Origin of the sequence: Hafnia sp. HMSC23F03, assembly GCF_001816025.1 — a bacterium.
GTDB classification, from domain to species: domain Bacteria; phylum Pseudomonadota; class Gammaproteobacteria; order Enterobacterales; family Enterobacteriaceae; genus Hafnia; species Hafnia paralvei.
Genome location: NZ_KV824235.1, coordinates 25,399 through 50,103 on the forward strand (window position 1 = coordinate 25,399; position 24,705 = coordinate 50,103).

Annotated in this window: 23 protein-coding genes and 1 riboswitch; of the genes, 11 read left to right on the forward strand and 12 right to left on the reverse strand. The window is 49.3% G+C overall.

What is annotated here, in order from left to right; translation table 11 throughout:
- The first annotated feature begins 12 nt into the window (after nt 1-12).
- Complete coding sequence (locus tag HMPREF3091_RS18080) at nt 13-1,179, forward strand: fimbrial protein (RefSeq protein ID WP_246840021.1); 1,167 nt, start codon at nt 13-15, stop codon at nt 1,177-1,179.
- A 73-nt stretch (nt 1,180-1,252) separates the two neighbouring features.
- Here HMPREF3091_RS18080 and HMPREF3091_RS18085 read toward each other — a convergent pair whose 3' ends face one another.
- Nucleotides 1,253-2,686: a catalase gene (locus HMPREF3091_RS18085; protein ID WP_004092263.1), complete on the reverse strand. Its 1,434-nt coding sequence runs from the start codon at nt 2,684-2,686 to the stop codon at nt 1,253-1,255.
- Nucleotides 2,687-3,083: 397 nt separating this feature from the next.
- Between HMPREF3091_RS18085 and HMPREF3091_RS18090 the strand changes: the two genes are divergently transcribed.
- Entirely contained in the window at nt 3,084-3,629 is a 546-nt protein-coding gene (locus tag HMPREF3091_RS18090) for a YfaZ family outer membrane protein (RefSeq protein ID WP_004092264.1), read from the forward strand.
- 59 nt (nt 3,630-3,688) lie between these two features.
- On the opposite strand, the gene trpS is transcribed toward HMPREF3091_RS18090, so the two are convergent.
- Both trpS and tyrP read right to left on the reverse strand, forming a co-directional pair.
- Nucleotides 3,689-4,705, reverse strand: coding sequence for a tryptophan--tRNA ligase (trpS, locus tag HMPREF3091_RS18095; RefSeq protein ID WP_070717741.1), 1,017 nt, complete (start codon nt 4,703-4,705; stop codon nt 3,689-3,691).
- A gap of 179 nt (nt 4,706-4,884) precedes the next feature.
- The gene (tyrP, locus tag HMPREF3091_RS18100; protein WP_070717773.1) at nt 4,885-6,096 is read right to left on the reverse strand and encodes a tyrosine transporter TyrP; all 1,212 of its coding nucleotides are present in this window, start codon (nt 6,094-6,096) and stop codon (nt 4,885-4,887) included.
- Between the two features lie 210 nt (nt 6,097-6,306).
- Between tyrP and HMPREF3091_RS18105 the strand changes: the two genes are divergently transcribed.
- Nucleotides 6,307-7,500, forward strand: coding sequence for a nicotinamide mononucleotide deamidase-related protein YfaY (locus HMPREF3091_RS18105; RefSeq protein WP_070717744.1), 1,194 nt, complete (start codon nt 6,307-6,309; stop codon nt 7,498-7,500).
- 243 nt (nt 7,501-7,743) lie between these two features.
- Nucleotides 7,744-8,895, forward strand: coding sequence for a YjgN family protein (locus HMPREF3091_RS18110; RefSeq protein WP_246840022.1), 1,152 nt, complete (start codon nt 7,744-7,746; stop codon nt 8,893-8,895).
- Nucleotides 8,896-8,976: 81 nt separating this feature from the next.
- Here the strand turns inward: HMPREF3091_RS18110 and yvcK are convergent, their stop codons facing one another.
- Nucleotides 8,977-9,885 carry a uridine diphosphate-N-acetylglucosamine-binding protein YvcK gene (gene yvcK, locus HMPREF3091_RS18115; protein WP_070717749.1) on the reverse strand — a complete coding sequence of 303 codons (909 nt, stop codon included), beginning with the start codon at nt 9,883-9,885 and terminating at the stop codon, nt 8,977-8,979.
- 261 nt (nt 9,886-10,146) lie between these two features.
- Nucleotides 10,147-10,300, forward strand: a riboswitch (molybdenum cofactor riboswitch).
- Here yvcK and moaA point away from each other — a divergent pair.
- The 7 genes from moaA (at nt 10,291) to HMPREF3091_RS18145 (ending at nt 14,648) form a co-directional block, all read left to right on the forward strand.
- On the forward strand, nt 10,291-11,277 hold the full coding sequence (gene moaA / locus HMPREF3091_RS18120) for a GTP 3',8-cyclase MoaA (protein WP_070717750.1): 987 nt from the start codon (nt 10,291-10,293) through the stop codon (nt 11,275-11,277). It overlaps the preceding riboswitch by 10 nt.
- Nucleotides 11,278-11,320: 43 nt before the next feature.
- Complete coding sequence (gene moaC, locus HMPREF3091_RS18125; RefSeq protein ID WP_004092279.1) at nt 11,321-11,803, forward strand: cyclic pyranopterin monophosphate synthase MoaC; 483 nt, start codon at nt 11,321-11,323, stop codon at nt 11,801-11,803.
- Complete coding sequence (gene moaD / locus HMPREF3091_RS18130; protein WP_004092281.1) at nt 11,800-12,042, forward strand: molybdopterin synthase sulfur carrier subunit; 243 nt, start codon at nt 11,800-11,802, stop codon at nt 12,040-12,042. The genes moaC and moaD overlap by 4 nt, the downstream gene beginning before the upstream one ends.
- Before the next feature lie 2 nt (nt 12,043-12,044).
- Nucleotides 12,045-12,497: a molybdopterin synthase catalytic subunit MoaE gene (moaE, locus tag HMPREF3091_RS18135; RefSeq protein WP_035503157.1), complete on the forward strand. Its 453-nt coding sequence runs from the start codon at nt 12,045-12,047 to the stop codon at nt 12,495-12,497.
- Nucleotides 12,498-12,767: 270 nt separating this feature from the next.
- The gene (locus HMPREF3091_RS22315) at nt 12,768-13,025 is read left to right on the forward strand and encodes a hypothetical protein (protein ID WP_083321461.1); all 258 of its coding nucleotides are present in this window, start codon (nt 12,768-12,770) and stop codon (nt 13,023-13,025) included.
- A 127-nt stretch (nt 13,026-13,152) separates the two neighbouring features.
- Nucleotides 13,153-13,731: a flavodoxin family protein gene (locus HMPREF3091_RS18140; RefSeq protein ID WP_070717753.1), complete on the forward strand. Its 579-nt coding sequence runs from the start codon at nt 13,153-13,155 to the stop codon at nt 13,729-13,731.
- A gap of 206 nt (nt 13,732-13,937) precedes the next feature.
- Complete coding sequence (locus tag HMPREF3091_RS18145; RefSeq protein WP_004092289.1) at nt 13,938-14,648, forward strand: Bax inhibitor-1/YccA family protein; 711 nt, start codon at nt 13,938-13,940, stop codon at nt 14,646-14,648.
- A 98-nt stretch (nt 14,649-14,746) separates the two neighbouring features.
- Here the strand turns inward: HMPREF3091_RS18145 and HMPREF3091_RS18150 are convergent, their stop codons facing one another.
- From HMPREF3091_RS18150 to nrdA, 8 genes are all read right to left on the reverse strand, one after another.
- Nucleotides 14,747-15,463: an ABC transporter ATP-binding protein gene (locus HMPREF3091_RS18150; protein ID WP_070717756.1), complete on the reverse strand. Its 717-nt coding sequence runs from the start codon at nt 15,461-15,463 to the stop codon at nt 14,747-14,749.
- Nucleotides 15,450-16,304, reverse strand: a complete 855-nt coding sequence (locus tag HMPREF3091_RS18155; RefSeq protein WP_070717759.1) for an ABC transporter ATP-binding protein — start codon at nt 16,302-16,304, stop codon at nt 15,450-15,452. Before HMPREF3091_RS18155 ends, HMPREF3091_RS18150 begins: the two co-directional genes overlap by 14 nt.
- Nucleotides 16,297-17,121: an ABC transporter permease gene (locus tag HMPREF3091_RS18160; RefSeq protein WP_070717761.1), complete on the reverse strand. Its 825-nt coding sequence runs from the start codon at nt 17,119-17,121 to the stop codon at nt 16,297-16,299. Before HMPREF3091_RS18160 ends, HMPREF3091_RS18155 begins: the two co-directional genes overlap by 8 nt.
- Nucleotides 17,121-18,164, reverse strand: a complete 1,044-nt coding sequence (locus HMPREF3091_RS18165; RefSeq protein WP_070717762.1) for an ABC transporter permease — start codon at nt 18,162-18,164, stop codon at nt 17,121-17,123. The genes HMPREF3091_RS18160 and HMPREF3091_RS18165 overlap by 1 nt, the downstream gene beginning before the upstream one ends.
- A gap of 36 nt (nt 18,165-18,200) precedes the next feature.
- Entirely contained in the window at nt 18,201-19,781 is a 1,581-nt protein-coding gene (locus HMPREF3091_RS18170) for an ABC transporter substrate-binding protein (RefSeq protein WP_070717765.1), read from the reverse strand.
- Between the two features lie 475 nt (nt 19,782-20,256).
- Nucleotides 20,257-20,571, reverse strand: coding sequence for a class I ribonucleotide reductase maintenance protein YfaE (yfaE, locus tag HMPREF3091_RS18175; RefSeq protein WP_070717768.1), 315 nt, complete (start codon nt 20,569-20,571; stop codon nt 20,257-20,259).
- 32 nt (nt 20,572-20,603) lie between these two features.
- Nucleotides 20,604-21,734, reverse strand: coding sequence for a class Ia ribonucleoside-diphosphate reductase subunit beta (gene nrdB / locus HMPREF3091_RS18180; RefSeq protein WP_004092301.1), 1,131 nt, complete (start codon nt 21,732-21,734; stop codon nt 20,604-20,606).
- A 124-nt stretch (nt 21,735-21,858) separates the two neighbouring features.
- A complete protein-coding gene (gene nrdA / locus HMPREF3091_RS18185; protein WP_004092303.1) occupies nt 21,859-24,144 on the reverse strand; it encodes a class 1a ribonucleoside-diphosphate reductase subunit alpha in 2,286 nt (761 codons plus the stop codon).
- Nucleotides 24,145-24,705 lie beyond the last annotated feature (561 nt).

Below are 24,705 nucleotides of genomic sequence, written 5' to 3' on the forward strand. Positions count from 1 at the left end.
GGACATTAATCCATGAGTAGATGGTCGACCGCTTCTCGAATGACAGCCGTGATGGCAACGTTATTACTTTTTTCCCTCTCTTCTGGCAACAGCTGGGCTGGCTTACATTGTGATATCAATTCAGGGGGAGCGGCACCATTTTCTCCATTCACCAGGGAAAACCCCATTGCGGTAGACGAGAACACGCCCGATTACACCGTGGTGCTTTCGTTGGACTATGCTCAGTTTTTGCCAAATATGCGTTTGAGCTGCTCCTCAGATGGTCAAGAGTTTACGGCGCCTGCTAACTTTGATGGCAACATAACTCTCAGCCTCAGTGCTATCAACGATAAGGCACTTGATTGGACGGGAGAAGCTCAGACGACCAATAATGGCATTAAGTTAAAAATGTATATTAAGGCGGTGTCCTACAACACGGAGTCACTGGCAAACAGCTATCCACCTGCGTCAATGTCGGCAGGAAAGCATCTGGGAGTGGAATACCCAGTGATTAACGGCAAAGAAGACACCACGCTATTTCAATTTGGTGCGCAATATAATGCGGACAAAACGCTGTATAAATATGATAGTAATTATAATTTTGCTATTGAATCGATGCGAGCTGAACTGATTAAATTTGGTTGGATACAATATCAGTCACAGGCAGTTATCCCCCCAGGGGCTCATTTAACTTTTACTATCGATGGTTTGTCCGGTGTGAATACGGTCGATGTTCCCTTGGGTTCTGGGGTATTTATGGCAGCGCCATCGTGCAGTTTAGACACTAAGCATCAATCCGTCTCTTTAGGCAATATTAATAAGACGAGCAGCGGTACTTATCCGCAGCAAGGGCCATTGACCGGTTTCGGCATGGACTTCACCTGCAGCGCTTATACCAATAACGTGGAGTTCACTTTCGAAGATGCGCATGCAATCTTACAAGGAAGAGACACGCTCAACGTGAAAAGTGAAGCCGATGGAAAAACCTTAGATGGCATTGCGGTTGGACTGTTCGACAGCGCAGGAAAAGCGGTGAGAATGGGGGTAAAACAAAACATTGGCGCCGCTGTAAAAGGAAAAAATACGGCGCATTTCCAAGCGGCAATTATCCAAACTGCGCCGGAAATAACGGATTCAAACACCAACAATTTCACCGGCGATATTACAGCGAAAGCGAACGTGACGATCACTTACTATTAAAGCGTCTGCTTTGTGAGATCACCAAAAAAACAGGAGCCTTTTGGCTCCTGTTTTACATTCTATATAGGAATGATTATTGACCTAAGGCTTTCATGATACCGGCAGCATAGTCAGGGTGGATCTGCGCAAAGTGGCACAGAGCTCGTTTCTGAATGGCTTCAGGTACCTGAGACAGTTCACCGGCGATGCGGGTGTACATGCGCTGATGCTCTTCTTCACTCAGCAGATTAAATAACGCCCGTGGCTGAGAGTAGTAGTCGGTGTCTTCGCGATGATTCCAATGATCGGCCGCACCTTCAAGGGTTAATGGCGGTTCGCTGAAATCAGGCTGCTCTTGGAATACACCAAAGCTGTTTGGCTCGTAGGTTGCACCGTTACCGCTGTTACCATCGACGCGCATCGCGCCATCACGGTGATAGTTATGGAACGGGCACTGCGGAGCGTTGACAGGGATCTGGTGGTGGTTCACACCCAGACGGTAGCGATGTGCATCACCGTAGGAGAACAGGCGGCCTTGCAGCATTTTATCGGGTGAGAAACCGATGCCAGGTACGACGTTGGCTGGGTTCATTGCCACTTGTTCAACTTCAGCAAAGTAGTTGTCTGGGTTACGGTTTAGCTCAAAGAAGCCGACATCGATCAGCGGGTAATCTTTGTGTGGCCAAACTTTGGTCAGATCGAATGGGTTGTATGGCGTTTGAGCCGCTTCTTTCTCTGGCATAATCTGCACCTGCAGATTCCAGCGAGGGAAATCCTTACGCTCGATGGCATCGTACAGATCGCGCTGAGAGCTTTCACGATCTTTACCAACCAGCGCTTCTGCTTCATCGTCCATCAGGTTTTCAATGCCTTGCTGGCAACGGAAGTGGAATTTCACCCAGAAGCGCTCGTTATCGGCATTGATAAAACTGAAGGTGTGGCTACCAAAACCATGCATATGACGGTATGACTTAGGCAGACCGCGGTCGCTGAAATCAATGGTCAACTGGTGGAAGGCTTCCGGCAGTTGAGAGAAGAAGTCCCATTTGTATACAGGGTTACGCAAGTTAGTACGTGGGTCGCGCTTTACAACGTGGTTCAAGTCAGGGAACTTCAGCGGATCGCGCAGATAGAAGACCGGCGTATCGTTACCCACCAGATCCCAGTTGCCTTCTTCAGTGTAAAACTTCATGGCAAAACCACGAATATCACGCTCCGCATCGGCTGCGCCTCGCTCACCGGCGACGGTCGAGAAGCGAACCATCATGGGGGTTTGCTTACCGATCTCGGAGAAAATTTTAGCGCGGGTGTATTTGGTGATGTCGTGAGTAACCGTGAACGTACCGTGTGCGCCAGAGCCTTTTGCGTGCATACGGCGTTCTGGGATCACTTCACGGTCAAAGTGGGCAAGTTTTTCAAGGAACCAGACGTCTTGTAACAGCATGGGGCCGCGTGGGCCTGCTGTAATAACGTTGTTATTATCTACAACGGGGGCGCCTGCGGCGGTGGTTAGTCCTTTTTTGCTCATTACGTCTCTCCTTAATCAAGAGTCAGTGAATTGCTTCAACCGGGTGATACCTGTCGTTTTTTCGGGTTACTGCATCAATGCGTAACGCCAATCACTTGAGGTACTGCTCTTCAGCTAAATCCAAAATATGTAGCTGATATAAAAGATTGCTCTGTGAATACCAGCTTTCCGTAATTGTTCCACAAACCAATCTATTCAATATTTGTAGACCTCTTACTGATCTCACGCAAATAGTTAAGGATTATTAACCATATCGCTAAAACTTATCAGACACATAATTGGTTAATTTTTTTACAAATAATAGAGGTTTTTTAGCTGGTTCTTGTTGACGTTTCGTTTAAACTCTCGCTCACCGGAACCGGCTATCCGGCCTACTATTTTTAAGGAAAATCATATAATGAAAAAGATTGTTTTGGGCTGCGCGTGTGCCGCTCTGTTCTCTGCTTCAGCTGCAAATGCTATTACTGTGCATGGGCAAGTAGGCGAACACTACACCAACGTTGAAGCTGGTTTTGGGACCGACTCTGCAGGCTTGTATTCCACATTGGATTGGGCGCATAACGACAGCGATGGCGATGTGGCTGGTTTAGGTCTAGGTGTTAACCTTCCCTTAGGCCCATTCTTAGCTTCTGCGGGCGGCAAAGCACTGTATTTGAACCCACAAAAAGACGGCGGCGATGATTATGCTGTTGCGGCGGGTGGTGGCGTTCAGTGGCCAATTACGCGTCATTTCACGCTGTATGGCGAGGGGTATTATTCTCCAGAGTCGCTGTCTAGCGGCATTAATAACTACAAAGAAGCGAGCGCTGGCATGCGCTGGAACGTCATTCGTCCAGTCACCATTGATGTCGGTTACCGCTATATTGAAATCAGTGGTAAAGACGGTAACCGCGATAACGTCGTGGCCGACGGTGCGTATGTGGGCGCCGGTATCGGTTTCTAAACCACTCGAAACCAGAATCTTTAAAAGCGCCGCGTGTTATTCGGCGCTTTTATTTTATCTCAAAACATGACAGGCAATCCCAAACCACGTTTTACTTCGCTCAGCGTTTGCTGGGTCACTTCGCGCGCTTTTTCCGTTCCTGCCTGCAAGATGTCCATGAGTGCCGCTTTATCCGCGCTGAACTGCTGGCGCCGTTCACGGATAGGAGAGAGTAATGCTTGCAAACACGCCTCCAGCTCCTGCTTGCACTGACGATCGCCCAAACCGCCGCGCTGGTAGTGCTCTTTCAATGCGGCTACCTGTGCTTGATCTGAGTGGAATGCGTCTAGATAGGTAAATACGACATTCCCTTCGACCTGACCAGGATCGCTAACGCGCAGATGATTGGGATCGGTATACATGGCATGAACGGCTTTGCTGATGTCGTCCTCACTGGCGGAAAGCGTCAGTGTGTTACCCAAGGATTTAGACATTTTAGCGTTACCATCAATTCCCGGCAGGCGGCTGACGCTGCTGAGCATGGCTTGGCAAGGAACCAACACAGGATTAGGCAGCAGGCTATTCATCTTGTGCACAATTTCATTGGTTTGCTCGAGCATCGGTAACTGGTCGTCACCCACCGGTACTCTGTCGGCTTTAAACGCGGTGATATCTGCGGCCTGACTGATAGGATAAACCAGAAAACCGGTTGGTAGACTACGCGAGAAGCCTTTCTGTGCGATTTCGGCTTTCACCGTAGGATTGCGCTCCACGCGAGCTACGGTGACGATATTCATATACAGCATAGTGAGTTCGGCCAACGCGGGAAGGGCAGACTGCAAACAAATCGTGGTTTTTGCTGGGTCGATCCCCACCGCCAGATAATCAGCCATCACTTCGAAAATATTGTGGGAAATTTTCTGTGGGTTACTGCCGTTATCGGTAAGGCCTTGCAGGTCGGCAATGAGCACATACTGCGGGTAACGATCTTGCAATGTAACCCGCTGACGTAGGGAGCCGACATAATGGCCGAGGTGCAATGGACCCGTAGGACGATCGCCGGTGAGGATAGTGTGTGAATCGGTGGAATTGATCATGTAATGCTCCTAAAAAAATTTGCCGGAGCACGCCTTCAAATGCAAACAAGCCGCCCTCCGGCGGCTTGTATAAGATATGTTTGAACCAACAAAATCCTGTGCCGCCGCTAGATGCAGCGCCACCAACGGGCAACGTGAGAAGTTCGGATTGTGCTATTCATGTTTTTAACCTATCAAATTTAACCTACAGCTGGCAAGAGCCCTGAAGCAATTGACAGTTGGATGGCAATCACCGCGACGCCACAAGCAAATACCAGCACCAACAATGGCTTGCCACCCATCACACGATATCCTGCTTGTGGATGATGTTTACGTGTTTGCCACACCAACATTGATGGGATTAGCAGTGCCAGAACCGCCAACGCAACGGCCGCATAGCCGAGTGCCATGACAAAGCCCTGCGGATAAAACAGCGCAAAAGCCAGCGGGGGGAGGAAGGTCATTAAGCCTGTCTGCGCGCGTCCAGACGCTTTATTACTACGCTGGAACAGGTCTGCCAAATAGTCAAATAACCCCAGTGCGACGCCAAGGAAAGAGGTGGCTAACGCTAAATCGGCAAACAGATGAACGGCGAGTTCCACGTGTGGCGTAGCGACAACTTCGCGCACAGCCTGCAGCAGGCCGTTTAGACCGGATTGAGCGGCGAGAATGCCAACAAAGGTGGATGAGCTAATAGACCCGAGCGTGGCCAATTGCCAGAAAATATAGGCGATTAACGGAATGGCGCTGCCGATGATAAACACCCAGCGCAGTTTGCGCAGATTGCCATTCATGTAGCTAACAATGCTCGGCACGCTGCCGTGGAAGCCAAAAGAGGTGAAAATCACAGGAATAGCTGATAGCGCCAGTCCTTTTTCCAGTGGCATCGTCAGCAGGTTGGCTTGATGAATATGCGGCATCATCAGAGTAAGCATGATGATCAGCAAGACGATTTTGGCGCTAAACAGCACACGGTTAAACATATCTACCGAGTGAGTGCCGATGCACACAATGCCGCCCGCAATCAGAGTAAATAGGAGTACCCCAGCGGTTGGCTTAATTTCTAATGATAGCCATTGGCTCAGGCTGGAGGCGAGCAGTTCACCGGCTCCGCTAATGTAGGCGGCGGTGAGTGCGTACATCAAAAATAGCATGCTAGCGCCGGTCAGCCATTGCCCAGAGAGCCCAAGATAATGCTTAGCTAAAGTACCCAGCCCGGTATCTGCAGACTGGTGCTGATAAACTTCAACCAAAAGCAGCGCTGTGTAGCACATCAGCGCCCATAGGGTCACCAACATGATAAAAGTGGTACCAAAGCCTACGCCAGCGGCGGCGAGCGGCATCGCCAGCATTCCCGCTCCAATCGTGGTGCCTGCGACGATGAAAATACTGCCAAGAGTGCGATTCTTCACGCTTTCCTCTGCATTAAAACGATCCAATACTATTTATGCCCTGCAGGGTAAGTGAAAAGTTTATTCTCGTCAAACTGGCGTTACATTGAGTGTAAATAATAAATTACACCCAATGAGATATTAAATTATCGCAATTAAGCATTGTGTTGTTAGAACGCTGTTTCTAAAGTGGTCATGTGTCTTATTGACGAAATTTTTCAGGAGAGGCGGATGTTACGTCTAGAAATGCTCTGTACGGGTGACGAAGTTCTGCATGGTCAGATCGTTGATACCAATTCCGCATGGCTGGCGGATTATCTTTTTCAGCAAGGCGTCCCGATGCGTTCTCGTAGCACCGTGGGTGACTCACTGGAAGATTTAGTGTCCACGTTACAGCTACGAAGCCAGTATGCGGATGTTTTGATCGTCAACGGCGGGCTAGGGCCAACCAGTGACGATCTTAGCGCTCAGGCCGCGGCTGAGGCTCTTGGTGAGTCGTTGGTGGTGCATCCTGAATGGATTGCGCGCATGGAGGCGTATTTCGCTTCACGCGGGCGGCCTATGTCGGAGAGTAATCGGAAACAGGCAATGATCCCCGCCAGCGCCGAGATGATTGATAACCCAGTGGGTACCGCCTGTGGTTTCAGTATTCAACTCAATGACTGCTGGATTTTCTTTACGCCGGGCGTTCCATCCGAATTTAAGGTCATGGTTGAACAGCAAATCGTGCCACGCTTACGCCAGCGTTTCCCGCAGACGGAATCACCGCTGTGTTTACGCCTCACCACGTTTGGTCGTTCAGAAAGCGGTTTGGCGCAGCAACTGGACTCCTTGCCTCTGCCGCCCAATACCACGCTGGGTTATCGTTCTTCTATGCCAATCATTGAGCTGAAACTCACTGGGCCATCTTCCCAGCGTGAAGAGATGCTGAAAGTCTGGCAGCACGTGCGTGCCGTGGCAGGGGAAAACTGCATATTTGAAGGCACCGCAGGGCTACCGCATGATGTCGCCTTAGGACTGCGGGAAAAGGGCCTACGTTTGGCGCTGAGCGAGCAGTTTACCGCGGGTTTATTAAGCTGGCAGTTGCGTTCCGTTGATGCTCCACTGGCAAACAGCGAACTGCCAGAGCATATGGGCAATAGCACTTTGAAAGAGGTGGCTGCACGCGCCCGTATCTTAGCCACCCATAGCGGAGCTGACTTAACGATTGCCATCGGTGAGTTACAAGACGACCGCATCAGCGTGGTTCTGCATTCACAACAGAAAACCTTCGGTCAAACGATGGCATACAGCTCACAACGCCACAGCCAGAAGATCCGTCAAGAAATGACCGCCATGTTGGCTTTAGATATGCTGCGTCGTTGGCTGAATGACGAGTCACCTTATGGCAACTACGAGTGGTTAAAGCCTGAAGAATTGCTGTAAGTTAAATAGTAAATAGAATAATGTTGATGCCCTGTTTATAGATGCAGGGCATTCTTTTAATCATAAACTAAATCTATTTTTTTAGATTAATATTGGCATGTTCTTAATTTTAAATTAACTCCGCTAAACTGACAATTGTTTGGAGTTGTCTGCGTTTTTATGCTTAACTAATTTTAATATCAGGTTTTTCTGATGTTCGGGCTATTTTATGTAAAATAAATGAAAATTCAATTAAGGATGGTTATGTCAGAGGATGATGAAATAAACCCAGTAAATAAAAGTGTGTGCGTTATTTTTCATGGAACAGCGAAGGAATATTTTAAAATATTCATCGTAAATTTTCTATTGACGACGATCACTTGCGGGATTTATGGCGCTTGGGCTCTGGTGCGGACTAAGCGTTATTTTTATGCTAACACCGAGATTTCAGGCTCTCGTTTTTCTTATCATGCTAGCGGTGGCTCGATATTTTTTAGTTGGCTGTGCCTGATTGCTTTATACATTGGCTGGATTATGGCGGCTCGGGCACAATCGAATGTTACCTTGGGTTGTATGCTTGCCGTTTTCATCCTGTTTTTCCCTTATGTTGTTATGCATGGACTCCGTTTTCAGGCCATGATGACAGAGCTAAACGGTGTGCGCTTTAATTTTAAATGCGCGGGATTAAAAGGATGGTGGGCAATACTAGGTTGCCCGTTATTAATGTTACTTGTGCTGGTGTTTATTATTGTATGTTCATGCTTTTTGCTGAGAGATTCTGCATACGTGGTTGGGATTAGTGTCACTCTCTATATTATAGGATTAAGTATAATACACGGAATGGCATATTATTTACAAATTAAGTTACTGTATAATAATGTCAGTTTTGGAAAGCACTATTTCTCAACAAATATTTGTGTGATGAAATGTCTCCAGATATCTAGTGTTTCTATGTTGATACTTCTACCCTTCCTATTATTGTGTATTAAGATTATAACGCCACTGTTTCATCAGCTAGCCTCTGGCGAAATTTCTACACAAGCAGAGGATATCAGTGATTTAATATCACAAATAGCCATGTGCTATGGGCTATTTATCCTTGGTATATTAGTTAGTTCAATATATTCCATTGTGGCTCTACGCAAATATGTCTTTTCGTCGACGACGCTTCAAGACCGCGTTTCATTTCGCTCTACGCTTACGTTTACAGGGTGTTTGTGGCAAACATTGAGTAATTTGCTGATATCAGTGTGCACCTGTTGGCTTGCATATCCTTGGGCAAAGGTTCGCTATGCGCGCTATGTGGCCAAAAACACGTGGATCGACGGTGATTTGGATGCGCTAGATTTGCAAGATCACGATGAACAACCTGAGGGCAGTATTATCAGCCGTATATCACGCGGTTTAATGTTATAACGTGAACAGTCAATCATTACTCTAAATCATATAAAGGCTCCCTGTCGTAGGGAGCTTTAGTTGAATTCCCAAACGATAAAACTAACTCAACTGCTGTAACGCTTTCTCAATCGCCATGCGCAAGAGATCACGATCGTGGCGGTAGGGGATATCGCTAGCCTCAAGCGTTTCCTGTACGACGACGCGATTTTGCATTCCGCTGACGTTGACTTTTGGGCCAACGACGACGGCATCTATGGCGTGCCCGCCAATGGCATCTTCCATAATTTTTAACTTATCTGGCAGGGTTAACGCTGCCGCCGCGACGCTGAGCTCTTTGCCCAGATTACCGATATAAATCATATGTGCGCGGGTACGGCGTAGGGCTTGAGTTAAATCGTCCAGTAACAGTAATGGCATCAGGCTAGTTAAGAAACTGCCGGGGCCAATGAGGATGAGATCGGCTTTTTCTATCGCTTCAACGGCCTCGCGCGTTGCCTGCACCTGCGGTTCGAGCATCAACTGCGCGGGCATCTCTTTGAGCTGATCGATATTCACTTCGCCATAAATAATATGACCGTCGTTGTCGATAGCGTTGAGATCGACCGGCTGTTCAGACATGGGAATGAGCGAGGCATCGACTTTCAGTAAGCTACGGATCAGGTTTATTGCCTCCAACGGGCGCACGCTCAGATGGTCTAACGCCTTTAACATCAAATTTCCGAGGTTATGCCCAGCTAATTCACCGTTACCGTTAAAACGATATTCAAACATGGCCGAAGCCACGCTAGGCTCGGTAATCAGCTGATTCAAACAGTTACGCATGTCTCCCCATGCGATACCGCCTTCAGAGCGTCGAATGCGTCCCGTTGAGCCACCGTTATCCGTGGTGGTGACAATCCCCGTTAAGCGTGACCCAAGCGGAGACAGAGCCGACATCACGCGGCCAAGTCCGTGTCCGCCTCCTAACGCGACGACCTTATCAAGATCGGCTAAAGCACGGTTTCGCATAAAAATCCTACAAAATGAAAATAAACTGGGGATAAAGTACCGGATCAGCCTTAAAAAGGCGAAACCCTGACTTATTTGCGTGATTTATATCAAGTATAGTAGGACGTTAACTAGTGTATTCTTCACGTAAGTTACTGACATAAAAGCGTTATATATAAAATTATACAACGTGATGTGTTTGGTAAGCGTGAGGATTAACGCTAGAATTGCCTAAGATTACATAGCTATTTCAGAGATGTGATGTGAGTACGATCTGCTCTCATGGCGTCTGAACTCCTAGCCCTGTTGCCTAAGTTTTCCGAAAACTGGATGTTTTCAAAAATATGGCGTCAGGGCCGTGGCTATAAGCCACCAGGGTACAAGGTAGAAATGCCTGTGCCTCCCGATATTGGAAAGGTGTTAACAATGCTCCAACTGACTGACGCATTTGAGCGTAAGTTTTATTACTTGCGACTTTCAATCACAGACGTGTGCAATTTTCGTTGCACGTACTGTCTGCCAGACGGCTACAAGCCGAATGGCCATGCCAACAAAAGCTTCTTATCTCTTGACGAGATCCGTCGCGTCAGCCGCGCGTTCGCCGAACTGGGCACTGAGAAAGTGCGTCTAACCGGTGGCGAACCCTCTTTACGTCGTGACTTTGTCGATATCATTTCTGCGGTACGTGAAAATCAGTCCATCAGAACATTGGCGGTGACCACTAACGGCTACCGTATGGCGCGGGACATTGCGAGCTGGCGAGAGGCGGGTCTAACGGCGGTTAACGTTAGCGTTGATAGTCTCGATGCCCGCCAATTTCACGCGATCACCGGTGAAGATAAACTGAAGCAGGTGATGCAGGGAATTGACGCCGCGTTTGACGCCGGTTTTGAGAAAGTAAAAGTGAATACGGTACTGATGCGTGATGTTAACGATCGCAGCCTGAACGGTTTTCTCAACTGGATTAAAACACGCCCCATTCAAATGCGCTTCATTGAGCTGATGGAAACCGGTGACGGCGGAGATTTATTCCGTAAGCATCATGTTTCAGGTGAAGTGATCCGCGATCAGCTGCTTGCGCTTGGCTGGCAGCGTCAAGAACGCGCCCGCAGCGACGGACCTGCACAGGTTTTTCGCCACCCTGACTATCTGGGCGAAGTCGGTCTTATCATGCCTTATGAAAAAGACTTCTGCACCAGCTGCAATCGCCTACGCGTCTCTGCCATTGGCAATCTGCATCTGTGCCTGTTCGGTGAATCGGGTATCCCGCTGCGTGATTTGCTGGCTGGCGATGAGCATCTGGATGAACTAAAGCTGCGTATTCAAGGCGGTTTGCGACACAAAAAGCAAACGCACTTCTTGCATGACGGCAACATCGGGCATACGCAGAATCTCTCTTTCATCGGCGGCTAATTCCGCTTTACACCACGTTAACTGTATAAATTATAAGAAAACTATGAGCCAACTCACCCATATCAATGCGGCCGGTGAAGCCCACATGGTCGATGTTTCTGCGAAGGCAGAAACGGTGCGTGAAGCACGCGCAGAAGCTTATGTAGAAATGAAGCCCGAAACGCTGGCGATGATTGTTGAAGGTAAACACCACAAGGGCGACGTTTTCGCTACCGCGCGTATCGCAGGGATCCAAGCCGCAAAGCGCACGTGGGAGCTGATCCCGCTGTGTCACCCACTATTGCTGACCAAAGTTGAAGTGCAACTGTTTGCGGAAGTTGATACCCACCGTGTGCGTATTGAGTCCTGCTGCCGCTTAACCGGTAAAACCGGCGTTGAGATGGAAGCTCTCACCGCGGCTTCAGTGGCGGCGCTCACTATCTATGACATGTGTAAAGCGGTGCAAAAAGATATGGTCATCGGCCCTGTTCGTCTGTTAGCAAAGAGCGGCGGTAAATCAGGTGATTTTAAGGCGGACGCATCATGATTAAAGTGTTGTTTTTTGCTCAGGTACGCGAACTCACGGGAAGCGAAGAGTTGAGCTGTGAAGTTTATCCAACCGTTGAAGCGCTGCGTACGGCGTTGGCAGAGCGCGGTGACAAATGGGCACTGGCGCTGGAGTCGGGCAAACTGCTTGCGGCGGTAAATCAAACGCTGGTGGAATTTTCACATCCTTTATCCTCTGGAGATGAGGTCGCCTTTTTCCCACCGGTAACCGGAGGTTGATCGTGGAAAACACCCGTATTCGCGTTGGCCAAGAAAACTTCAGCGTTGGTGACGAATACCAATGGCTATCACAGTGTGAAGACGATGGCGCAGTGGTCACCTTCACTGGCAAAGTGCGTAATCATAATCTGGGCGATAATGTGAGTGCGTTAACGCTGGAACATTATCCTGGGATGACTGAAAAAGCCCTCGGCGAAATCGTGGCCGAAGCGCGTGAACGCTGGCCGTTGCAGCGCATCTCGCTGATCCACCGCGTTGGCGCGATGTATCCTGGAGATGAAATCGTATTTGTTGGCGTGACCAGCGCACACCGTAGTATGGCGTTTGAAGCCGCTGAGTTTATTATGGACTACCTCAAAACTCGTGCGCCATTCTGGAAACGCGAAGCCACCGAGCAGGGCGATCGCTGGGTGGATGCGCGCGACAGCGACCATCAGGCGGCAAAACGCTGGTAAATCTGCGAAACCCTTTTTTCGGCTTTTAAGCTCTGGTGTTGATGGTTAAATTTACCCATGAGCTGGCAGAGAAAAGGGTTAATTCTTCGTAATGTATCCCTGCTTAGATATTCTTGCTTAGAGCAATAATCACTTTCTACGTCCCACCCGCTTTTCACCGTTGCATCCGACATCTTAAAAATCCTACCGAGCCAGTTTTCACTATACTGAATTCAGTGCGATGTTTTTTTCGCAAACATTCATTAATTCTCGCTGAGCTAAGGAGTCACTTTGATTTGGTTTGAACAAGGGCTTTATCTGCGGGTTGAAGAGCTCGAAAACGGGCCACGGCCTTTACCGCTCTGTAGCGGCTTCAGTGAAGGGGTATCCTACCGTGCATTAGGCGTATTTAATCCCTCGGAATCATCAGATGCCTATTATATTTTGTCCAACGACCGAGATGAAATATGGTTTATCTGCAATAGACATCTACGAACGGTCGCGTTATTGCCTGATACCACGGATTTTCGGCGTCCCCTCAGCCCGTAACCCGATACCTCATGGACGTTTGCACTAGATTCGATAAACCGCCATTGTGCTAGACGCAGCGTTTTTCTGAACGTATAAATACTTCAGGCATATAACTAATTAACCAACGCGTGAGGAGTTATTTCAAATGACAGCATTAGCCGTGGTTTTTCATAGTGGATATGGTCATACCGCCAAAGCCGCCGAGGCCGTAGCAGCGGGAGTCAAGAATGTTGAAGGTGTAACCGTCGACGTATTACCGATTGATAGTGAAGGTAATCTACCTGAAGGTGGCTGGCATTTGCTGGCGAAAGCAGACGGAATCATTTTTGGTAGCCCAACCTATATGGGCGGGCCATCTTGGCAGTTTAAGAAATTTGCTGATGCTTCTTCGAAACCTTGGTTTAGTCAGGAGTGGAAGGACAAAGTTTTTGCGGGTTTCACCAACTCGGCCAGCATGAACGGCGATAAGCTAGGAACGCTGGACTACATGTTCCATCTTTCCCAGCAGCATGGCGGCGTGTGGGTAGGGATGGGGATGCTGCCTACCAATACCAAAACCGCTAACCGCAACGATGTGAACTACATTGCTGGGTTCTCAGGATTGATGACGGTTTCGCCTTCAGACGCTTCTCCAGACGAAGCTCCGCTACCGGGTGATCTGGAAACGGCGCGTAAGTTTGGCGAACGGGTTGCGAGCGTCGCTAAGCGCTGGGCTAAGGTCTAAGTACTCAAATTGCGGTGAGCTCTCCACCGTACGCATTGAGTACGGTGGATGCTAGGTTTGGCAAGTCAATATTACCTAAACTTGAAATATATCCGCACACTACATAGGCAGCAAAAAACCGGTTCTGTGGTAGGCTTATTAGGAGAACGGTCTGGTTGCTTTATCAATCCAGACAATGTTGTTATTCCTAGATAAAGGTGATCTTCATGGATCGATATCCTCGAGATAATGGCTCGATCGTTGAGCGCGCAAATACCGGTCTTCAGACATATATGGCGCAAGTATATGGCTGGATGACCTGTGGTTTATTGTTAACGTCTATCGTGGCATGGTATGCCGCACATACCCCAGCCGTGCTGAATTTCATTTTTTCCAGCAAAATTACCTTTTTCGGTTTGGTCATCGTCCAGTTGGGCCTTGTGTTTGTGTTGTCTGGTATGGTGCATAAGCTGAGCGCCGCTGCCGCGACATCATTGTTTATGCTGTACTCTGCGCTAACGGGATTAACGCTGGCGAGTATTTTTATCGTGTATACATATTCGTCTATCGCGAGTACTTTCGTGGTGACGGCAGGTATGTTCGGTGCGATGAGTCTTTACGGTTACACCACCAAACGCGACCTTAGCGGTATTGGCTCCATGATGTTTATGGGGCTGATCGGTATTATTCTGGCGTCGCTGGTGAATATTTGGCTGAAAAGCCCTGCATTGACGTGGGTTATTACCTACGCAGGCGTGATTATCTTTGTTGGCCTAACTGCCTATGACACCCAGAAGCTGAAGGCGATGGGAGAGCAGCTATCTCCAGATGATAAAGATAATTTCCGCAAATATTCTATTTTAGGTGCGTTGACCCTGTATCTGGACTTCATCAACCTGTTCCTGATGCTGCTGCGTATCTTCGGTAACCGTCGCTGATAGCGATTTTCAACGTTCAGACTGTCGATGAACGGTTATAGATAGACGAAACTCTAGCCCCCGATCTTTCATAAGCTCGGGGGCTTTTCTTTTTTGCTTTAGTCGAAACGGTGATCGCCGTGCATTAGCGCTGCTCTATCGAATTCTCGAACGATTTTTCCCTCTTTCATCAGCGCCGCTCGCTCTGACATATGGGCGATGACGTCAGCATCATGGCTGACCAGAAGATAGGTCATGTCATATTGCTGCTTAAGATCGTTAAGTAGATTAAGAATTTCTGCTTGAACCGACATATCAAGTGCTGAAGTGGGCTCATCCAGTAACAGGATTTTGGGGCGCAGCAACAGCGCACGTGCTATGGCTACACGCTGGCGCTGGCCGCCTGATATCTGATATGGGAAACGCTGTGCCGCATCGGCCGGAAGACCCACCTGTTGGAGCGCTTGCGTCACCCGCCGTTCCACATCAGGCTCTTGGTGGATCTTTAACGGCTCAGCCAGTGAGCGGAAGATTTGATGCTGTGGATGTAGCGATGCATAGGGATCTTGAAATACCATTTGCACGTTCCGGCGGAGTTCTCCGGTGAAACGTTTTTGTGGCCGAATCGTTTGGTTAAGCAGGGTGACTTCGCCTTGCCATTCACGCTGTAGACCGGCAATGACGCGTAAAATCGTGGATTTACCGCAGCCGGAAGCGCCGATTAAACTAAACGTTTCGCCCTGATTAACGTGAAAATGGGCTGACTGCACGACGTGTTTATACTGCTTTCCATCGGAAAAGCTGACTCGTAAATCTTGAATGTTAATCAGCGACATATGCTTTGCCCCCGAAAGACAGCGAACGATCGAGCACCGGTAGCGTTGTGCCGTAGGTGTGCGCGTTAGGTTGGCAGGTCCACAGCGTACGCGTATAAGGATGCGTTGCCTGTGGTAGTTCAGCGGCGCGCAGTTCATCAACCTGTCGCCCTTGATACATCACCATCACGCGCTCACAGTGCTCAGCCACCAGAGGCAGATCGTGGCTAATGAGCAATAATCCCATGCGTCGCTGTTCACATTGTTCAACTAACAATGCCAAAATTTGGTGGCGCAGACGTGCATCCAACGCCGAGGTGGGCTCATCGGCAATCAACACGTGTGGATCATTGATGAGCGCAATCGCGATCATGGCGCGTTGCCCCATACCGCCTGACAGTTCTCCGGGATATCGCTTCAAGCTGGCAAGAGGAAGGCCGACTGATTCGGCCATGTGTTGCACTCGCTCATGGCGCTGGGCACGCGATAGCCGCTGATGTAGGGATAGGGCTTCCTCTATCTGCTGGTGGATAGTGAGCACAGGATTGAGCGCGTAGCGTGGATCTTGCAACACCATAGCAATCTGGTTGCCGCGCAGCGATGACCATTGCTTTGCGCTGAGCGCCAGTAAATTTTGTTGTTCGAACCGCAGCGCTTTGGCGCTCACTGTACCCGGTTGACGAATCAGCCCCATGAGCGCGCGTGCGGTCATGGACTTGCCTGAGCCTGATTCTCCTACCAGCGCCAAACGTTCTTGGCCCAGTGATAAATTCATATGATTCACGACCTGAGAACGGCCAAAGCTTACGCACAAATCAGCGGCTTCCAATAGCGGTTCGCTATTTCTTGAACGATCAGTCATGTTCGGGCTCCAAAATATCGCGCAGGCCGTCGCCCAACAGATTAAATGCCAGACTACTGATGAGGATTGCGGCTCCCGGAATGGTGGCGATCCACCATTGGTCAAATATCACCTGCATGCCGTCGGCAATCATCGCGCCCCATTCAGCCATCGGAGGGCGAGCGCCCAAGCCAAGGAATCCAAGACCCGCTGCGGCGAGAATAATCCCCGCCAGATCGAGCGCGAGGCGCACAATCGCTGAAGGGAGGCAAAGTGGTAAAATATGCCCCCACATTAGCCTTAAACCCCGAATGCCCAGCATTTCGGCGGCGCTCAGATAATCACTGTTTCTCAGGCGTTGAATTTCAGTACGTGCCTGACGAGCATAGGCAGGCCAGGTGGTGATCGCCAGTGCCAGTGCGCCATTGATGAGCCCCGGTCCGAGCATGGCCACAAAGGCAAAGGCCAGAATTAAACGCGGCATCGACATCACCACGTCGGTAAAACGCATCAGAATGCGTTCAGTCCAGCCACCATAGTAACCCGATAAAATACCGATCAGCAGCCCGAGCGGCAGCGTGATAGCGGTCACCAGTAACACCATTCCCAGCATGGGGCGAGTACCGTAAATCATCCGTGCCAGCATATCTCGGCCATAAGCATCAGTGCCAAGCCAGTGCCCTGACTCTGGAGGCAGCAGACGAGAGGCGGCGTTCTGCCAGTTTGGATCTTGTCCTGCCAGCCACGGAGCGAAAATAGCGATTGCTATCAGGAGGAGAATTAACACACTTCCGCAGCATGCTGCCGGAGAGCGCGTGATTTTGCGTAATAGATTCATCAATGCACCCTTGGATCGGTAAGACGTACCAGCAGATCCGTCAGGTTATTAATCAGCACAAAACAGATGCCAATAACTAAAGTACCGCCCATGACCGCGGTGGTATCGCCAGCAAACAACGCGGTAGTGAGATAGCGCCCGATGCCCGGCCATGAAAATACGGTTTCTGTTAGTACCGCCCCTTCCAGCATGCTGGTGTAGGCCAGCGCGATAACGGTAAACAGCGTGCCACGGATGTTAGGTAAAACATGACGAAGGAGAATAGCCGCCTCGCTGGCACCTTTGGCTCGCGCCAGCGTTACGTACTCTTTGTTCATTTCGCCCAAACAGGCTGAGCGAGTGAGGCGGGTAATACTGGCCATAGAAAAGTATGCGAGCAACAGCGTTGGCAGCGTCAGATGGTTAATCGCATTGAGCAATGCGCCGGTGTCGCCAGACAGCAGTGTGTCTATGAGCACAAAACCAGTTTTGGCTTCCACGCTGTATTGGTAGATGTCATCTAACCGTCCGGGGCCTGCACTCCACTGCAATCGAGCATAAAACAGCAGCAGCATTAGCAGCCCAAGCCAGAATATCGGTACCGAGTTGCCTAGCAGGGTTAGGGTGCGAATGGCGATATCCCAACGGGTTCTCGCATAGCGTGCGCAAAGTACGCCGAAGAACACCCCCAGAGAAGCGCCGATGATTAATGCTAAGGTTGCCAGTTCAAGGGTTGCAGGAAAGACCGTCAGCAGATCTTGTAGAACGGGCTGACCGGTCGCACTTGCCGTACCAAGATCGCCATGAGCCAGTTGTAATAGGTAGTGCCAGAACTGCACGGCTAAGGGTTGATCCAATCCGAGTTGGTGACGCACTTGATTGTAGGTAGACACGCTGGCGTGATCGCCGACGATTTGTAACACGCGATCTACCGGAGACAGTGCAGATAGCAAGAAAGTGATTAACAGTAGCCCTAGTAAGGTGAGGGCGAGCGTAACCAGACCCTGTAGCAGGGTCTGTAAATGACGCCGGAAACGATTTTCCGGCGTGAAATCAGCAGCCATAAGTTCTCCGCCTGATGAATAAAAATAGCGGATGAATTATTTGGTTACGCGATCGTAGTAAACCATATCGGCGTTCAGGCCCTGCTGATAGCCTTTGACATTATCGCGCAGCACGACCTGTGTTTTCGCCTGATCGATAAACACATACGGCGAGTTGCGCTGTATTTCCTGCTGCATTTTGCTGTACATATCCAGGCGTTTAGCGCTATCGGCTTCAGCGACGGCGGCAAGCGTCTGCTGGCTTAGCTGGGGAATTTTCCACCCGTTCAACCAGGCTACGGTGCTGCCTTTGTCATCGTTGTAAGCAAAGGCGCTGGCGTTGGAATGAGCATCAAAATAATCAGGTAACCACATACGGATAGCCGCCTGATGTTGGCGAGCGCGCACGCGTGCATAAACTTGGCTACCTGCGGCTGGCAGAAGATCGACTTTTACACCGCCTTGAGCAAAGCTTGCCTGAATAGACTGCGCGATGGTGATAAACGGCGCTTTGTTTTCCACATCCAGCGTGAATGAGGCATTTTTGATACCGGCTTTATCTAAAATCGCTTTGGCTTTAGCGGGATCAAAGTTAAACGGATTATTTTCTAGCGCGCCCTTGAAGCCAACGGGCAGGAAACTTTGATGGATGAAATATTGGCCTTTTAACAGGTCTTGGGTAATGCCTTGGTAATCGACCAGATAACGCGCAGCTTCCCAAAGTGCGGGATTCGCCAGCAGCGGGTTGGCGCTGTTGCCCGCGTTGAAGGCGAGGTAGTTCTGCTCGGCAGAAGGGATACTCATCACGTTGATGCCTGCTTTACCTTGCAATGCGGATGTTTGGTCTGCTCCGAGACCACGCGCAATATCGGCATCGCCTTGCTGGATCAGCAGGCGGCGAGAAGCAGGGTCTGGCACATTCTTAATAATCACGTTGGCCATTTTCGGAGCATCGTTAGAAAGCGGATTGGCATCCATCACGATAGCCTGATGCGGTTGATAAACGCGCATTTTGAAGGGGCCGCTACCGGCTGAGTGCATTTTCAGCCATTCATTACCTAAATCACCTTTTTTAATATTGGGTGTGACGGTTTTTTCATCCACGATTGACGCAATGGGCGTGGATAAAATATTCAGTGCAACGTCAGGGCTAACGTTGGCAGTCCACGTCAGTTGTAGCGTATGGTCATCCACTTTTTTCAGATGACTGGCTACATTGTCCGCTTCCCAGCCCAATACGTTCAGGATGAAAGCCGGTGACTTATTCAGCGTAACCGCTCGGGTGTACGAGAAAATGACATCTTCTGGGCGTACAGGATTACCGGAGGAAAACTTAGCATTAGGATTTAGCTTGATGGTCAGCGTTTTAGTTGCCGCATCGCCTTGCCAGCTTTCAGCCAATACGGGATCAACCTTAGCCGGATTATCGCGGTTAGCCTGAACTAAACGCTGGTAAAGGCTAGGGATGGTCTGAATGCTTGAGAGTTCGTTGCTTTCGGCAGGGTCAAGGCTGGCAATATCGTCGAGTGACTGTACGACAACCAGCGTTTTTGGTGGTGTTGCTGCCCATGCGTTTGCACCGAGCGTTCCGGCTGAAAGGGTGGCCAGAATTAACATGGGTAAAAGTTTTGCTTTCATGGCTATGTAGCTCCGTGATAGGACTCGATTTTATATTGGATGGTCTTATAAATGGCTGCTGTCGTACTCAGCGTCCACACTAAAAAAGTGCATGCCCGCTGGCAAAGTCCCAAAAGGAGTTTGCTAGAACCAAATAATCTATGAGTCATGGAAATGCCATTTGGTTAAGCTTGATTTTAGGGGGGGAACACAAGGATGGGGTCCGTAACTGTCCCTTGGTGTGCTCGACCCGTGTATCTCGATCTCTTAAACAATCGACATAATGACCAACAGCTGATTATTTATAAATCGGCTGCCAGCACACGTCTGAGCCAAGCCGAGTCCTTATCACATAAAAAGCTGGCTATATCATACAATTGATTGTGTGATGTTTAAAATAAACATGCAGAAATGTGGGAGTTAGGACTAGTTCTTGTGAGAATTATCAGTGTGATAGGGAAAGAACTGGCAGGTAAAAGAATCGCGGTGGAGGCGATTAAAGCTCCACCTCGATATCATCGATGGGATGGCAGCAACAGGGCAAAATCTCACCTTCGTTGATAAATGCCAACGGCTTTTGGCGATAAACCACCTGACCTTTGGTGAGCTTACAGCGGCAAGAGCCACAATAGCCTGAACGGCACTGGTACTCAACCTGAACTTTATGGTGCTCAAGCGTCTCAAGCAGCGAGCCTTTGCTATGAATATAATCAAGACGCGCGCCGGAAAGCGTGAGGGTAATCGTGGGAGTAGTTGGTACCGCCGTGCTGCTTTCTGACTGGATGCTGGCGGCATCGTCTACCGCCAGCATGTGATCCTGAGATGTAAAAGTCATCGCGGGATTTACAGCTCGAAGTCGCTCAGGTCATCGGCATTGACTTCAGAGTCAATCTGACCGACTAAATACGAGCTAACTTCAACTTCCTGTGGCGCTACCTGAACATTATCAGACACCAGCCATGCGTTGATCCACGGGATTGGGTTCGAACGAGTCTGGAACGGTAATCCTAAACCAACGGCCTGCATACGGATGTTGGTAATGTACTCAACGTATTGGCAAAGAATATCTTTATTCAGGCCAATCATGGAACCGTCACGGAACAGATATTCAGCCCACTCTTTTTCCTGCTGAGCCGCCAAAACAAACAGGTCATAACACTCTTTCTCGCATTCAACCGCAACTTCAGCCATTTCAGGATCGTCTTGACCTGAACGCATCAGATTCAGAATGTGCTGGGTGCCTGTTAAATGTAATGCTTCATCACGGGCGATCAGCTTGATGATTTTTGCGTTACCTTCCATTAATTCGCGTTCGGCGAAAGCGAAAGAACAGGCGAAGCTAACGTAGAAGCGAATGGCTTCCAGTGCGTTAACGCTCATCAGGCACAGATACAGCTGTTTCTTCAAGGCACGCAGGTTAACGGTTACAGTCTTACCATTAACGTTGTGAGTGCCTTCGCCTAACAGATGCCAGTAACTGGTCATCTCGATTAAATCATCGTAGTAGCCAGAGATATCTTTCGCGCGCTTAAGGATCTCTTCATTGGCCACGATATCGTCAAACACGGTCGCCGGATCGTTCACGATATTACGAATAATATGCGTGTAGGAGCGTGAGTGAATGGTTTCGGAGAATGACCAAGTTTCAACCCAGGTTTCCAACTCAGGGATGGAGATCAGCGGCAGTAACGCCACGTTTGGACTGCGTCCCTGAATTGAATCCAGCAAGGTCTGATATTTTAGGTTACTGATAAAAATATGCTTTTCATGCTCTGGCAGAGCCTGATAGTCAATACGGTCGCGAGACACGTCAACTTCTTCAGGGCGCCAGAAGAAAGAGAGCTGTTTTTCGATCAGTTTTTCAAAGATTTCATGCTTTTGCTGGTCGTAACGCGCAACGTTAACTGACTGGCCAAAGAACATAGGTTCGAGCAACTGATCGTTTTGGTTTTGTGAGAATGTGGTGTAAGCCATAAAACGCTAATCCCGTTTTCCCTTTATCTTTCAAGTTACAGGCGTGTTTGCCGTTGACCTGTAACTCGAAATTTATCGGGTCAATTGATGTCTGCTGTCGCAGAGTTAGTCGTATTGGTCGTGATTAAATCTTGCAAGCGCCGCTTTCGCAGCCGTCGTCTTCAGGCGTTGCCTGCAAGTCGTCTTGCACGTCCTCTGCTCCATCGCGGGTGTTTTGATAATACAGGGTTTTAGCCCCAAATTTGTACGCCGTCAGCAAGTCTTTTAACAGCTGCTTCATCGGAACCTTCCCTGATGGGAAGCGCGACGGATCGTAGTTGGTATTGGCGGAAATCGACTGATCGATAAATTTCTGCATCAGACCGACCAACTGCAAGTAACCATCGTTGTTTGGCATTTCCCACAGCAGTTCATAGGCGTTTTTCAGACGATCATACTCAGGTACAACCTGACGTAAAATACCGTCTTTTGACGCTTTGATACTGATGTGACCACGCGGTGGTTCGATACCGTTAGTCGCGTTAGAAATCTGCGAGGACGTTTCAGACGGCATTAGGGCTGACAACGTTGAGTTGCGCAGGCCGTACTGCTTGATATCGCTACGCAGGGCTTCCCAGTCGTAATGCAGCGGCTCGTTGCAAATTGTATCCAAATCTTTTTTGTAGGTGTCGATTGGCAGTATGCCTTGCGCATAGGTGGTTTCGTTGAACCACGGGCAAGCACCTTGCTCTTTCGCCAGCTCATTAGAGGCTTTCAGCAGGTAATACTGAATAGCTTCAAATGTTTTGTGGGTCAGGTTATTTGCGCTGCCATCGGAGTAGCGCACGCCGTTTTTCGCCAGATAGTAAGCGTAGTTAATGACGCCAATACCCAGAGTACGACGCCCCATCGCCCCGCGCTTAGCGGCCAGAATTGGGTAGTCCTGATAGTCGAGCAGGGCATCAAGCGCACGAACCGCCAGCACCGCGAGCTCTTCTAAATCGTCCAGCGAGTTGATCACACCGAGGTTAAACGCTGACAGCGTACACAGTGCGATTTCGCCATTTTCATCATTAACGTCGTTCAGCGGCTTGGTTGGCAACGCAATTTCCAAACACAGGTTTGACTGACGTACCGGTGCGATAGCCGGATCAAACGGGCTATGGGTATTGCAGTGATCCACATGCTGGATGTAGATACGGCCGGTGGAAGCGCGTTCCTGCATCATCAGAGAGAACAGCTCGACCGCTTTCACTTTCTGCTTACGAATGCTGTCGTCAGCCTCGTATTGCATATACAGGCGCTCGAACTCATCCTGATCGGCGAAGAAAGCATCGTACAGGCCGGGGACATCGGATGGGCTAAACAGCGTGATATCGCCGCCCTTGATCAGACGCTGATACATCAGGCGGTTAAGCTGAACGCCGTAGTCCATATGACGTACGCGGTTGCCTTCAACCCCACGGTTGTTTTTCAACACCAGCAGGCTTTCAACTTCCAGATGCCACAAGGGATAGAATAACGTTGCAGCACCGCCGCGTACGCCACCCTGAGAGCAGGACTTCACCGCCGTCTGGAAATGTTTGTAGAAAGGAATACAGCCGGTGTGGAATGCTTCACCGCCGCGAATTGGGCTACCCAACGCACGGATTCGACCCGCGTTGATACCGATGCCAGCGCGTTGAGAAACGTATTTCACAATGGCGCTAGAGGTCGCATTGATAGAGTCCAAGCTGTCGCCACACTCAATCAGCACGCAAGAGCTGAATTGGCGGGTAGGGGTGCGCACGCCAGACATAATTGGCGTAGGCAGTGAAATCTTGAACGTAGATACCGCGTCATAGAAACGTTTTACGTAGCTTAGACGAGTGTCACGCGGGTAGTTAGAGAACAGACAGGCTGCAACCAAAATATACAGGAACTGCGCGCTCTCGTAGATTTCGCCAGAGACGCGGTTCTGAACCAGATATTTACCTTCCAACTGCTTCACTGCGGCATAAGAGAAATTCATGTCACGCCAGTGATCGATAAACTCATCCATCTGAGCAAACTCTTCTGGGGTGTAATCTTCCAGCAGATGTTTGTCATATTTGCCCATTTCGACCAATTTAACGACGTGATCGTACAATTTAGGCGGTTCAAACTGACCGTAGGCTTTTTTACGCAGATGGAAAATAGCCAGACGTGCGGCCAGATACTGATAGTCTGGAGCATCACGGGATATCAGGTCTGCAGCGGCCTTGATGATGGTTTCGTGAATGTCCGCGGTGCGGATCCCATCATAAAACTGGATGTGAGAACGCAGTTCCACCTGAGAGACCGAAACATTGCTCAGTCCTTCCGCTGCCCAATCAAGCACGCGGTGGATTTTATCAAGATTGATACGTTCTTTGCTTCCGTCACGTTTGGTGACCAGCAGACTTTGATTCATAGGGCGATACCTGTCCGTGTGCGATCTCATGCTTCACGCCATCGCATTATTTGCTAAAGGCAAATTTGCGAAAAACACACGCGTTAAATTAGTGCAAAAACATTGTTGCAGTATCTTAACGAGTAGTGTCGATTTTATGCTGTGAACACAAGATGTGGTGTGTTAATCAAGGTGTGATAACAAGATAGTGTTCTTAGCGTGACTTTGCAAGTGAACAAAACGGCTCATAATTGTGGATAACTTGGGGGTGAAATGTTAAGTCAGGCGCTAACGTACCGTCATTACTGGCGGCAGCGGTGGAGAGGCTAGGGGGATAAGATTGCGCTTAAAAATAAAATAAATTGATCGACTGCTGGTTTCTTATTCGGTGGCGAAAAGTCAAATATTGATCACGGAAATATTGCGTTTATGCACTAGCGGTGAAAGGTTTCGTAAGCTGGTTGTTTATGTTGTGGTTGTGTAAGGTTCCGTACGTCGGTTGCTTATTAGGTTACGGTGTAAGTTTTCGTACGCCTAATGCACTGAAATATACATGCACTCCGTGCAGGCGTCCGAGTCGGG